13 protein-coding genes are annotated in these 13475 nt (G+C 51.2%); 6 read left to right on the top strand and 7 right to left on the bottom strand.

All coding sequences use genetic code 11. From position 1 onward, the window contains the following. Window position 1 precedes the first annotated feature (1 nt). From QQL62_RS00385 to QQL62_RS00360, 6 genes are read left to right on the top strand one after another with little or no spacing between them, the layout of a single operon-like run. Window positions 2-964, top strand: a complete 963-nt coding sequence (locus tag QQL62_RS00385) for a type II secretion system F family protein (protein ID WP_284375035.1) — start codon at window positions 2-4, stop codon at window positions 962-964. A 9-nt stretch (window positions 965-973) separates the two neighbouring features. Next, window positions 974-1948: a type II secretion system F family protein gene (locus QQL62_RS00380; RefSeq protein WP_284375033.1), complete on the top strand. Its 975-nt coding sequence runs from the start codon at window positions 974-976 to the stop codon at window positions 1946-1948. Continuing rightward, window positions 1926-2543: a tetratricopeptide repeat protein gene (locus QQL62_RS00375; protein ID WP_284375031.1), complete on the top strand. Its 618-nt coding sequence runs from the start codon at window positions 1926-1928 to the stop codon at window positions 2541-2543. Before QQL62_RS00380 ends, QQL62_RS00375 begins: the two co-directional genes overlap by 23 nt. A gap of 10 nt (window positions 2544-2553) precedes the next feature. Next, window positions 2554-3393, top strand: coding sequence for a tetratricopeptide repeat protein (locus tag QQL62_RS00370; RefSeq protein WP_284375028.1), 840 nt, complete (start codon window positions 2554-2556; stop codon window positions 3391-3393). 1 nt (window position 3394) lies between these two features. Next, the gene (locus tag QQL62_RS00365) at window positions 3395-3886 is read left to right on the top strand and encodes an A24 family peptidase (protein ID WP_284375026.1); all 492 of its coding nucleotides are present in this window, start codon (window positions 3395-3397) and stop codon (window positions 3884-3886) included. 50 nt (window positions 3887-3936) lie between these two features. Continuing rightward, a complete protein-coding gene (locus QQL62_RS00360) occupies window positions 3937-5352 on the top strand; it encodes a DUF8689 domain-containing protein (RefSeq protein ID WP_284375024.1) in 1416 nt (471 codons plus the stop codon). Between the two features lie 40 nt (window positions 5353-5392). Here the strand turns inward: QQL62_RS00360 and folD are convergent, their stop codons facing one another. From folD to QQL62_RS00325, 7 genes are all read right to left on the bottom strand, one after another. After that, entirely contained in the window at window positions 5393-6292 is a 900-nt protein-coding gene (folD, locus tag QQL62_RS00355) for a bifunctional methylenetetrahydrofolate dehydrogenase/methenyltetrahydrofolate cyclohydrolase FolD (protein ID WP_284375022.1), read from the bottom strand. A gap of 141 nt (window positions 6293-6433) precedes the next feature. Next, window positions 6434-8365: an ATP-dependent zinc metalloprotease FtsH gene (gene ftsH, locus QQL62_RS00350; protein ID WP_284375019.1), complete on the bottom strand. Its 1932-nt coding sequence runs from the start codon at window positions 8363-8365 to the stop codon at window positions 6434-6436. A 74-nt stretch (window positions 8366-8439) separates the two neighbouring features. Further along, on the bottom strand, window positions 8440-9651 hold the full coding sequence (gene tilS, locus QQL62_RS00345; RefSeq protein WP_284375196.1) for a tRNA lysidine(34) synthetase TilS: 1212 nt from the start codon (window positions 9649-9651) through the stop codon (window positions 8440-8442). A gap of 44 nt (window positions 9652-9695) precedes the next feature. Next, window positions 9696-10502 (bottom strand): tetratricopeptide repeat protein, encoded by an 807-nt coding sequence (locus QQL62_RS00340; RefSeq protein WP_284375017.1) that lies wholly within the window; start codon window positions 10500-10502, stop codon window positions 9696-9698. A 2-nt stretch (window positions 10503-10504) separates the two neighbouring features. After that, window positions 10505-10996 (bottom strand): peptidoglycan-associated lipoprotein Pal, encoded by a 492-nt coding sequence (gene pal, locus QQL62_RS00335; RefSeq protein ID WP_284375015.1) that lies wholly within the window; start codon window positions 10994-10996, stop codon window positions 10505-10507. Between the two features lie 78 nt (window positions 10997-11074). Next, entirely contained in the window at window positions 11075-12397 is a 1323-nt protein-coding gene (tolB, locus tag QQL62_RS00330; protein ID WP_284375013.1) for a Tol-Pal system beta propeller repeat protein TolB, read from the bottom strand. Continuing rightward, on the bottom strand, window positions 12394-13470 hold the full coding sequence (locus QQL62_RS00325) for a hypothetical protein (protein WP_284375011.1): 1077 nt from the start codon (window positions 13468-13470) through the stop codon (window positions 12394-12396). The genes tolB and QQL62_RS00325 overlap by 4 nt, the downstream gene beginning before the upstream one ends. Between the last annotated feature and the right edge of the window lie 5 nt (window positions 13471-13475).

Below are 13475 nucleotides of genomic sequence, written 5' to 3'. Positions count from 1 at the left end.
CATGGGATACGATGCACTCATACTGGTACTTATTTTCATAGGCGTCGTGCTGATGGTCGAGGGCATGTATTTGGTGGCCTTCGGAAAATCTATCTCGTCCAGCGCTCGGGTAAACCGCCGCCTAACTCTCATCGAGGAGGGCAAGGATCACGAAGATATCCTGTCCACATTACGCCGTGAGCGCGAGCAACACCAAAACTCTTTTAAATTTCCAGTGTTCTCAATTCTGAGTAAAAAAGCAGCACAAGCGAATATTGCATTTTCTCCCAAGGCTCTGGTTTTGGTGATGATTGTTGTCGCCATTTTTGGCTTTGTTATGCTGACTGTTTTTGCTGATGCCAGTTTCCTTATTCGGGTTTTGGTATCGGTGATTATGGGCACGGGGGGCGTGTATTTTTGGCTTAACAGCAAGGCCAAGAAACGTCTGTCCCTGTTCGAGGAGCAGCTGCCTGATGCGGTCGATCTTATCGTTCGCTCATTGCGTGTGGGCCATCCATTCTCCAGTGCGATCAATGTGGTTGCAGAGGAAATGTACGACCCCATCGGCTCCGAATTCGGACTGATAGCAGACGAGGCAACCTATGGGTTGGATATTAATTCCGCCCTTGCTGATATGGCCGAGCGTATCGATTTGCAGGATGTTCGCTTCCTTGCAGTGGCCGTAGGTATCCAGAGCCGATCTGGCGGTAACCTTGCCGAAATTCTTGATGGATTGGCCAAGGTAGTGCGATCGCGATTTAAGCTGTTTCGCCGCGTCCGTGCAATTACTGCCGAGGCCAAATGGTCGGGATGGTTTTTGTCGATTTTTCCGTTTGCCGCAATTGTTATGGTTAACGTTACCAACAAAGGGTATTATGACAAGGTGGCTCAATCACCGTTTTTTGTACCCGCCTGTATTTTTGTAGGAATTATGCTGACCATGAATATCATCATCATGCGCGCGCTTGTGAATATCAAAGTTTAGGATAGTATTTTGGATTTAGTAAAACGCATCGTAGACTTTATTATAAACGCGATGGGGCCCAATGGCCCTTTGATTGTTGCGGGCGTGCTAGGGCTGTTTTTGGTTTTGGTGATGGTGCCATTGGTTCTGCGCCCCTCCAAGGATCCCTTTGACCGCATTGCTGGTTCTGGTTCATTTGTTGACGAAAAGGTCATGCAGAAAGAGATAGGCCTGCGCCAAGAACAAAACACATCGCAATTGGATCGCTTCGCTGCATATCTCGAACCCCAGGACCAAAAGCAGTTCTCGGATCGCCGACTAAAAATGATCCAAGCGGGATATCGCACCACAGGTGCCGTGCGCACCTTTCACTTTGCTCAGCTGGTTCTGGCTATTGCTGGCCTTTTGCTGGGGTCAATTTACCTGTTTCTATTCTCTGGTAACGATAGCATTCAAATTCTAGCGGCCAAGGTTCTGGGCCCTTGTTTAGCTGGTTATTACTTGCCAACCTATTGGATCGAGCGGCGGCGCCAAATTCGCCAAACCGAACTTCAGGATGGTTTTCCTGATGCTCTGGATTTGATGCTGATTTGCGTAGAATCCGGCCAGACTCTGGATCACACAATTCAGCGTGTTGCGGGCGAGGTCGAGGTATCATACCCCACCCTATCCGAAGAGATGACCATCATCACAAATGAAATCCGCGCGGGTAAAGATCGCCCACAGGTGTTACGTGATTTTGCCGAGCGTGCAGAAATTCCAGATATCAAAGCCTTCGTTACTGTGATGATTCAATCCGCTAAATTCGGTACACCAGTTGGAGATGCCCTGCGGGTATTCTCGTCTGAAATGCGCGACAAACGCGTGATGCGCGCCGAAGAAAAGGCCAACACCCTGCCCACAAAGATGACCCTGGTAACCATGCTGTTTACCGTTCCACCTTTGTTGGTGATTTTGGTTGGGCCATCGGTTTATGATATCTATGAATTCTTCACCACACAATAACTCCCGCCGCTTGCGCGGGGTTGGGCTTGGCCTGCTTTGTCTAGCATTAGTGGCCTGCGAAGCCACCCCTACCCGCCTATCCCCCACACGCGAGGGCATCAAGGCCCCGGCCGGCACCATCAAGGTGAAAGAGGCCGTGGATGGTTTGGTTGTTGGGCACCGGCTCATGGCGGCGGGTGAATATGAACTGGCACTAAAGGCCTATGGTCGCGCCAGCGCAGAACATGGATTTAATGCGGATATCCTCAGTGCTATCGGCTCTGCCAATCTTAAATTGGGGCGTATTGGTCAGGCAGAAACATTTCTACGCAACGCAGTCAAACTGGACGATCAATTTGCCGCCGCTTGGAACAACTTAGGTGTGATCCTATCAATCCAAGGCAAGCTACGAGAAGCGGAGCGTACCTTCAGCCTCGCCTTTGCATTGGATCAGGGTCGATCAGAGGAAATCCGCACAAATCTTACCAAAGTCCTCGCTAAAATTGAGGATGAAGAGTATATTCAAGCCCAAGAACAACAAGAATACGAGCTGGTCAGACGTGGTAACGGGCGCTTCCTGTTGTTACAGACACCAAACTCGGACACAGAGCAGTAGAGGAAATCAGATGCGCAGACATCTCACTATTGGAGCGTTGCTGGTCAGCGCTATCGGGCTTGCGGCCTGTGATGTAGATACCAAAGAATCCGATCAGAAAAAACTGGTCGGCGTGGTTGATGAAACCAACCTGAATGAAATCATGTTAAACGCCGCTGATCCCAACGAGGCGGTTTCCTTCTTTAAAAACTCTTTGCAAAAAGACCCAGAGCGCGTCGATTTACAACGCTATTTGGCGCTATCGTTAATTCGTGCCAAGCGCGCCCCAGAGGCAAACGTGGTTTTTGCCCAGCTGGATCAGGCTAATAAACTTACCGATCAAGACCGCGTAGAATATGCGGGGTCTCTTATCCGCGCTAGCGAATGGAAAGATGCTCGCGCCCAGCTGAATAGAATCCCCCCAACCGTTGAAACATTCCAGCGCTATCGCTTTGAAGCCATGGTTGCCGACAGCCAAAAACAATGGAAAAAGGCCGACAGTTTCTATGAAACCGCTTCGAACCTAACCACCCAACCAGCCGGCGTGTTGAACAATTGGGGGTATTCCAAGTTGACCCGCGGTGATGCAAAAGGTGCCGAACGATTGTTCACAGAGGCCATCACTTTCGACAAAACTATGTTCACCGCCAAAAACAACTTGGTTTTGGCGCGGGCCTCTCGCCAAATCTATGACTTGCCTGTAGTGCCAATGACACAGATTGAACAAGCCGAGTTGACCTATACAATGGCACTGGCGGCCATCAAGAATGGCCGTACAGATCGCGGTCGCGGATTACTTGAGAAAGCGATCGAGCTGCACCCACGCCATTTTGAAGCCGCAGTGAATAGCCTGAAAGGACTACGGGGGTAATATGTCTGAATTCGCCGCACTGTTTTTCCTTATCGCTACATTTCCGGTTTTGTTTATCTGTGCCTATACAGATCTACGTTTTATGACGATTTCCAATCGTGCAAATATGATTTTGTTTGGAATTTTCCTTGTTTTCGGTGTTTTTCTACTTCCCTTTCCTGAATACGGCATGCGATTGCTTCAGGGGGTTGTGATGCTGATTGTAGGCTTTTTACTGACATCATTCGGCGCGATTGGTGGCGGCGATTCCAAGCTGTTGGCAGCAGTTGCACCCTATGTTTTATTGGACGACGCCTCTGGATTGGCCATGGTTCTTTGTGTTATAGTTCTTGCGGCGGTGCTTGCGCATCGTATACTAGGGTTAATCCCGCGATTTCGCGCCGAGGTCGTAGATTGGGTTTCTTGGCAAAAACACCGAAATTTCCCATTTGGTGTCCCGATTGCCGCCACATTGTTCCTGTACTTGTTTTCAGAGGCGCGAATCGTTAACTAAAACTGTAAGATGCAGTTTGATTAAAATTTATTTGGAACCGAGAGCCCGACATGAAGTTTCTAGTACCAGAACCCTCTGATTTCATGGAGAAACCAACGCACCGCGCGTTTGCTAAAGGCACGACCAATCGGCCGCCCGAAGATTCCAAAGGTCAAACGGCCCCGACGGTGAACTTCGAAAACGCACCTCGCGCCCCGCGATCCATCGAAGAAGTTGGCATGGAGCCAACGTTTTTGTTGAACTTGTTGATCAAAACCATGTACCGCACAAACATCGAGGTGATCTCTCGGCTGACGAAGGTTATGTGTATTCTGACACCGGTATGCCAAGAAATTATTGAAATGGGTCGCGAACAACGTTTCATCGAGACAGTGGGCAAATCCCTGACATCTAGCTCTACGGAGTTACGCTATCAGCTAACCGATGCTGGTAAACGCCGCGCAGTGGATGTTTTGGTGCAATCAGAGTACTACGGCGCGGTCCCCGTTCCACTTGAAGAATTCAAAGAACAGGCCAATAAACAGTTGATCAAGAACCTGTCAGTTACCAAGGATGCCTTGGTAAGTTCGATGCGGGGATTGGTAATTCACAAGGGCATGCTGGATGCCATTGGGCCTGCGGTGAATTCCGGTAAATCTATTTTGTTCTATGGCCCTCCGGGAAATGGTAAATCGTCTTTGGCCAATGCCATTCGCGATGCGGTGGGCGAAAAAATATTCGTCCCGCGCTATTTGGAATATAATGGCCAAGTTATCGCTATGTATGATCCCATCATCCATGAAAACGCCGAAACCAATGTGAATGACGACAGCTCTTTACGAGTTGCAGCAGATAGTTTTGACAACCGCTATGTGTTGGTAAAACGTCCTGTTGTGATCACCGGTGGTGAGCTGACACTCGAGATGCTGGATTTGACCTATAGTACGGATTCAAAAATCTATACCGCCTCGCTACAACTAAAGGCAACCGGCGGGATTTTCATTGTAGATGACCTTGGCCGGCAACAAGAACCACCGCAGGCGATGATCAACCGTTGGATTTCGCCCATGGAAAGTGGCGAAGATATTCTTGATTTCGTCACGGGCGAGAAGTTCTCTGTGCCGTTTGATTGCATGACAGTATTCTCAACAAACTTTCACCCAAACGAATTATTTGACCGCGCGGCCCTGCGCCGAATTTCACATAAAATCCTGGTGGATGGCCCGAACCGTGATCAAATGCTGCAAATCTATCTGTCCTATTCCAAGGCCGTTGGCCTGGATTTCCCCGAAGATGTGGCGATCTATTTGTTCACCAAGAAATACCCAGAGATCAACAACGCGTTTGCGGCATTTCACGCCAAATTTTTGGTTGATCAGATGTTTAACGAGGCTGAATACCACGGCCAAGAACCCATAATCACGATACCACTGATCGAGAAGGCGTGGGAGAATCTATACGTTAAGGATCACGAGTTCGATTCATAGAAAGACCCGCGATTTCGCGCGGGCCCTTTTCAGAATATGCTTAAGCGGTCAGGCCTTCTGGCTCTGACAGGCCATTGGAGCGGCAACAGGCGGTCAGCGTGCTTGCCAGCAGGCAGGCAATGGTCATTGGCCCTACACCACCCGGAACGGGCGTAATGGCCCCTGCAACCTTTACTGCGCTGTCAAAGTGCACATCCCCAACCAGCTTCGTCTTACCTTCTTTCTCTGGATGATCTATCCTGTTAATGCCCACATCAATCACTGTGGCACCCTCTCCGATCCAATCACCCGTGATCATCTCTGGGCGCCCAACGGCCGCCACAATGATATCAGCGCTGCGACACAGTGCTTCGATATTCTTGGTTCTGCTATGGGCAATTGTCACAGTACAGCTATCGCGCAACAATAGGCTGGCCATTGGTTTACCTACGATATTAGAGCGCCCAACCACAACAGCATTTAGCCCCGATAGGCTACCATGATGGTCACGTAGCATCATCAAGCATCCCAATGGGGTACAGGGTACCATGGATTTTTGCCCGGTATTCAGCAGGCCAACATTAGAGATATGAAAGCCATCTACATCCTTTTCTGGTACAATAGAATTGATCACCAACTCTTCGTCCAGATGGGCAGGTAACGGCAGCTGACACAAAATACCATGCACCGTTGGATCAGTGTTTAGCTGATCGATTAGCGCTAAAAGATCCGCTTCGGATGTATCCGCAGGTAACCGATGCTCAAAGCTGTTCATACCAACCTCGACCGTCGATCTGTGCTTGTTCTTCACATAGACTTGGCTGGCAGGATCCTCTCCAACCAACACCACGGCAAGGCCAGGCACCAGCCCATTTTCTTCTTTTAGACGCACCACATGTTCTGCCACCTTGGCACGCACGCCGGCGGCGAATTCCTTGCCGTCTATAATTTTTGCTGTCATCGCATTCAATCCCTATGAAACAGATCTTTTCACTCATTGTGCAAAATTTCCGCTCTGTGGCATGCTTGGTTTTCGACACAAAAGCGTTGATAACGTCACAGAACGGGCGCTAAATAAAAGCCCGCCGAAGCGGGCTTAGATTTATGTATTTGGTTTAGGTTCCAATTCTGGATCCTTGGGTTTGCGTGGCTTTTTCTTGGTGGTGGGAATTGCCGCAACGCTCGGCGCTGATCCATTGTCGGAATCCTCGTCATCCTCGCCATCACGCTTCAGAGGTTTGCCCTCAATCACATTGGTGATTTCTTTGCCTGTCAAGGTTTCATATTCCAACAATCCCTCGGCAAGATTTTTCAAGTCCCCTGCACGCTCTGTCAATATTCGCTTGGCGGTTGCATAGCCCTCGTCGACCAATTTGCGCACCTCGTCATCGATGATCGCTTGTACGTCAGGGGATGCATTGGTGCCATTACCCTGAGGCCCCAGATGCGTCTGCTGCTCGTTGGAATAGTTTATATTCCCCAGCTTCTCAGACATGCCAAACTGGGTCACCATCGCACGGGCAATATTGGTCACATGCTGGATATCAGACGATGCACCCGAGGTTACGTTTTCTGGGCCAAAGGTCAACTCTTCTGCCACCTTACCACCCATCGCCATGGCAATTTTCGAGGTGTACTTAGTACGCGTTACAGACAACTGATCTTTCTCAGGCAATGACAGAACCAACCCCAGAGCACGGCCCCGAGGAATAATCGTGGCCTTGTGGATCGGATCGTGCTGCGGCACATTCAGCCCAACCACTGCATGCCCAGCCTCATGATAGGCGGTCAATTTCTTCTCATCCTCAGACATAACCATCGAGCGGCGCTCAGCGCCCATCATCACCTTGTCTTTGGCATGCTCAAAATCATCCATGGTCAAAAAGCGCTTGCCAGTTCGCGCAGCGCGAAGAGCAGACTCGTTCACCAAATTTGCCAAATCTGCACCCGAGAACCCAGGTGTTCCACGTGCAATGATCCGCAGATCAACATCAGGGCCAAGAGGCGTTTTGCGGGCATGGACCTCCAAAATCTTGGCACGGCCAGCAATATCAGGATTGGGAACCTGAACCTGACGATCAAAGCGACCAGGGCGTAACAAGGCCGGATCCAATACATCGGGACGGTTGGTTGCCGCCAACAGGATTACGCCCTCATTAGCCTCAAATCCATCCATCTCGACCAATAGTTGGTTCAAGGTTTGTTCTCGCTCGTCGTTACCGCCGCCATAGCCGGCACCACGGTGGCGACCAACCGCATCGATCTCGTCGATAAACACAATACAAGGCGCATTTTTCTTTGCCTGTTCGAACATATCGCGCACACGCGATGCACCAACACCCACAAACATTTCGACAAAATCAGAACCGGAAATTGTGAAAAACGGAACGCCCGCTTCGCCAGCAATCGCACGAGCCAACAGTGTTTTACCTGTGCCCGGAGGGCCCACCAACAGCGCACCCTTTGGAATCATCCCACCAAGGCGCGAGAATTTTTGCGGATCACGCAAAAATTCCACGATCTCTTCCAGTTCTTCTTTGGCCTCATCGATACCAGCAACATCGTCAAATGTTTTGCGATCTTCGTTTTGATTTAGCAACTTCGCCTTGGATTTACCAAAGCCCATTGCACCACCCTTGCCACCGCCCTGCATACGATTCATGAAATAAATCCAAACACCAACAATCAGAATAAATGGCAACATATATTGAAACAATGTTGCAACGGTTGATTCTTCTTGGCGCGCGGCATCGATTTCGACACCCGCCTCTAACAGCTTGGCTGTTAGGCTGGTATCGAAACGAGCGTTTGGTACGATCGTGCGCTCGGTGCTACCATCTTTTAGGGTGATTGTCAGGTTTTCACCGTCCATAATCGCCTTGCCAACGTCACCTTTTTCAATCTTTTCAACGGCTTCACTATAGGTGATGCTATTGCCAGCACCCTGCGTCGATGATCCGCCAAAAATCTGAAACAGGGCCATCATCAAGAAAATCAAGACAATCCAAAACGCAATATTTCTGCTGTTACCCAATGTAATACTCCTCTTAGATGTCAGAGAGGCCTGACATATATCCTGCTACTGACTTATAGTATTTTATCAGAGATTCAATGCATCACGATCAACGTAAAAAACTCGTGAACACTGCGGCGAAGCTCAAAGCGCCACTCACCCTGAATTCCGGCCAGCGGTGCCGCGATCAATTCATCCGAATGCCAAACAGATGGACAGGACATCAATGAGAGACGAGATGCACCTAATGCGCGCCACTCAGGGCATTTCGGCAGGCCCTCTGGGCCCAATGGCCGAATATCTGCACCGGCTGGGCCGATCACCTTCCAGCGCCCGTCGAACACATCACCACCCTTAAATGCATTGACGGCTGAAACCTCTCTGCAGACCTCTGCGGTGGTACCATCGGTCAAGATATGGCACCCAAGTAATGTATGATCTTGGCCCTGCGACAGCTTGGCCGCACTTTCTAATAGGGCATCAAAACGTGGACGATAGGGCGCACCGGAAACCCACATCAGACAATGTGCAAAAAGACGATAGCGCAATTCCAACGGCAATGCCCCAAAGGCCTGTAGGTCAAGGTAAACCGATCCTAATGCACTGGGTTTTGCAACACCTGCGGCGTGAAACTTGGTCAGGCGCTCTAGTCCGCGGCGCGCAGTGCTCATGCGTGTCGCGGTCTCAACCAAGCGATCGACCGTCAACCCCAACCCATCTAATGCCTTTTGCGCCTTGCGCATCTTAATACGATCAAAGCGCAAATCCTCGTTACTTGGATCATCAATCCATTTCACGCGCTTGGTCTTTAAATACTGTCGTAGATCATCGCGGCGTAGGCTGAGCATTGGACGGAACCACACCGTATTCCCCTTGGTACGCATACTGGCCATACCAGACAGGCCATCCACACCAGATCCACGTGCCAAACGCATCAAAAATGTTTCGGCCTGATCTTCGGCAGTATGCCCCGTGGCAACCGCACAAACGCCAATACGACCAGCCCATTCGCCAATCAATCTGGCGCGCGCCTCTCGGGCCTCGTCTTGGGTATTGCCACGTCGATCCCAACCGCGCCATTTCAGAATCTCGCAAGGAACGCCCAGCTTGGCACAGCGCTCAGAAACCATCTGTGCCTCATCCGAGGATTCAGGGCGCAACCCATGATCCACCGTTGCCACAAAAATCTTCCGTCCCACTTGATCGGCCCAAGCCCGCATCAAATAGAGCAGGGACATAGAATCTCCTCCGCCAGATACGGCCAGACCAATTTTTTCACCACTGATGCGCCCCTGCCAGAGGTCCATCGCCTGAATAAATTGGGCTTCGAGCTCTCTGCCTGTTTGCACGCCTAGCCACAGCCCAATGTTTGGGCCTCTGCGGTGGCGCTTTGTGATGCCACATGCCCCCCAAAGCGGCTGTTCACCTCAGCCAGCGCCTGGCAGGCCTGATCAACTTTGCCTAGTTTACCCAAGCTAACCCCAAGCCAATATAGCGCATCTGGCGCGACGGCACTGGTGGGTTCGGCAGAGAAGCTGTCTAGAAATCCACGCCCAGCGTTTTTCCAATCCTCGACCTGTACCAAGGCCTGACCGCGGTGGTATTGTGCCTGAGCTGTTAGCGGCCCGCCGGGGTAGGTATTGGTGAAATCAAGGAACAAATCCGCAGCCACCAACGCCTCGCCGTTATCCAGAGCCGCTTTGGCGGTCTCGAAATCACCACGTTCTGACACCGTAAGTTCGATACCGGTGTTTGCAGGCGCTGTTGTCGTAGGCACTGTGCCGCCAAGCGGGGCGGTTTGGCCAAGCTGAGTTACATCCCCGCCCTCCAATTCGGTTAGGCGAAATTCTATATCACCAATGCGATTGCTTCCATCCCGCACGATCTGCTCTACGCGAAATTGCAACTGTTCTACTTGGTTGGTCAGCCCGCGCAATTCGGCCTCGATCAGATCAACACGCTGAAGTGGTGTACCGAATTGCTCGATACCCTGTGCGGGCGATGTTTCTACCAGCTCGATCCGCAGGCCTTCAATTTGGCTAGACAACAGATTCAGCTCGGCGCGAATTTCCGCCAGATTTTGCTTGCTATCCTGTGCGAATGCACCGCTTGCAAGAACCATCGTACAGCTGATGGCTATGGCCTTCACACCCCACATAATTAGCTACCCAAACCACCGGTAACCACAGTGACAGAGCGGCGGTTTTTTGACCAGCAAGCCTCATCAGAACAGATCTCTAGCGGGCGTTCTTTGCCATAGGTAATGGTGCGCAGGCGCGCATCAGTCAGGCCTCGGCTAACCAAATAGCTTTGCACTGCGGCGGCGCGCCGAGCACCCAATGCAAGGTTGTACTCGCGTGTACCCTGTTCATCGGCATGGCCTTCGATCAACACGCTATTTACCGGATGCTCTAGCAACCATTCCGCCTGTTGGTTCAACAAAGCAATCCCAGCTTCGTTCAACGTAGATTGATCCACATCAAACAACACCGTGTCCCCAATTGTCTCGTTAAAATAGGCAATAGAATGCGGGTCTAGATTACTTTGGGTGATCCCATCAGATCCGCCCTTGTTTTTACCAAACGGATCATCGCCACAGGCGCTCAATCCCAATACTGCTACTATAGCAACCACTGCTTTTACTGAGGTCATTTTGCTCTTCCTCTCATTTTGGCCATTTGGGGCCTTTTCTTCTTCATACCAGTTGTTCCAAGGATTGGAAATCACCAGTTATTTCAATAGGCGTGACCATGCAGGATCCGACCCGAAATTAGGGGTTTTAACCTGTTTTAAATTGCGCCCTGTTATATCCACAGAATATAGCGATGGCGCACCGCGCGCACCGGCGGTTTCACGAAAGAACATGATCACACGCCCATTTGGCGACCATGTCGGGCCCTCATCTAGGAACGATGCTGTTAGCAAACGCTCGTTGCTACCATCGGTGCGCATCACACCAATATGAAACCTCCCACCACTAATTTTTGTGAAAGCAATGCTATCTCCACGCGGCGACCAAACGGGGGTACCATAGCTGCCCTTGCCAAAACTGATACGCTTGGGGGTGCCGCCGGTTGCCGGCATGACGTAAATCTGCTGTTTGCCGCCGCGATCGCTCTCAAATACAATCTGTGATCCATCGGGCGAGAAGCTGGGGGCGGTTTCAATCGATGCACCAGAAGTCAGGCGTGTTTTCTGCCCTGTGGCCAATTCAATGATATAAATATCTGTATTGCCGCGCTCGGTCAGCGATAAAATCACCCGCGATCCATCTGGGGAAAAGCGCGGTGCAAATGTCATACCCGGCTGTTCATCCAAGGAACGCCGTTTTAGCGTGTCTACATTCATCAAGAAAACCTTCGGCATGCCGGTTTCATAGCTTGTGTAAACTATCTCTTTGGCATTTGGGGAAAACCGCGGGGCCAAGACAATCGAGTTTGCATCGGTTAAAAAACGATTGTTCGCGCCATCGTAATCCATAATTGCCAGCCGTTTCTGACGCGCATTCTTTGGGCCCTCTTCGGAAATATAGACCACCCTACTATCGAAATACCCGGTCTCGCCGGTCAGGCGCGCATATACGGCATCGGCCACTTTATGCGCCATGCGCCGCCAGCTACCCTTGGTTGCAACAAACTGCAGCCCCTCGCCAAGATCACTTTGGGCGAAAACATCAAACAGGCGGAATTTTACGGTAATTTGATCACCATTCAGCGCCACAGCACCCGTAATCAGCGCCTGAGCATTAATCGACTTCCAATCGCTAAATTGAATGGGAGCATCAAAGTTATCAATACCCGAGATATGGGCTGACGCCGGAATTTCGCGAAACAAACCCGATCCTGTCAGATCATCCATTATCACCTGTGTGATTTCATTGGCATAGCGCCCGGCACCATTGCCACGGCCCACAAATTTGGGCGCTGCGATGGGCATAGGCTCGATGACCCCTTCTGTAATTTCAATCCGCAAGGGCGCGGCTAGCGGGCTAAGGGGCGCGTATACTGCAAATCCCATCAACGCGACAAAGGCAATTTTCACAAATAATTTCATCTCAACACCATATTTCTAGGGTTAAACACGATTTCTATCTCGCGCCATGTTTCATATTTTTCGTCAGGCAGATTGTAGGGCTGACAGCGGATCAAAGCCCGCCGCGCCGCTTCATAGGCCTGTAGAATGCCCGCCGCTGATCCGCTTTGCGGGGAAACGCGCGTTGGCTCACCTTCCAAGCGGCCCTCGCGGTTCAGATTGATTTTCATTGTTACCACGTTATCGCCATCATTCTTTAGGCCAACGGGCACGTTCCAGCATTGCTGTATCGAAAACACCAAACCAGATTTTTCAGATCCGCTTAGCGGTGGGCCTTCTACCGCCGCAGGGGTGCTTGAGGGCGCCTCGGCATCTGCCTGCGCGATCGCAGCGGCGATATCCTTGGCGATTTGATCTTCGATCTCTTTTGCCAGATCCACAGGATCCGGTTCCGGTGCGGGAACTGGTTCTGGCTCCGGTTTTGTTGGCTCGATAGGGCGCAAATTTTTGGGGCGCCCCTCTGGCCTGCTGCTACGCGCAGGTGCCAACGCGCTGATGCTTTCCTCAGCCTCGGTTACAATTTCTGTGGTCGTCTCTTTCGGGGCCGCTGGCTTATCCGGTTCTTCGGGCTTCGCTTCGGCGGGTTTTTCCACCGGCGTAGGTGTTGTTGCCACCGCAACCTCTGTATCGGGGATAACAGGCTCATCCGGTGCCTCGACCACCTGATCAGAAATGGTCTCGGCGGGTTTTGGTGCGGCATCGCTTGAGTTTTCGGGCGCGTCCTGCCCTGTTTGCGCTATGTTATTCACTGGCGCATCTGGGGTCTCGTCGACCTCGCCAATAGGCTCAGGAAGGGGTTCTGGATCCGGTTGAGGCACGACGACAGGCTCGGGTTTTGGCTCTGGGGCTGGGGCAGGTTCATCGGGCGCGATAACGCCCGCCTGAAGTGCCGCAAATTCATCAGATGTAATCAGGCTCACCTCTGATACCTTTAGGGTTGCCTCGGCCTTGCCATCAAACCAAGGTACGCCAAAAATCGCCGCAACAATCATCGCCCCATGTATTGACGCCGAAATTTTAAGCCCAGTATCCATCGCGC

The organism is Amylibacter marinus, assembly GCF_030160015.1.
Taxonomy (GTDB): Bacteria; Pseudomonadota; Alphaproteobacteria; order Rhodobacterales; family Rhodobacteraceae; genus Amylibacter; species Amylibacter marinus.
The sequence above is the reverse complement of the archived record's forward strand: the minus strand, read 5'-3'. Positions and strand labels throughout refer to the sequence as shown.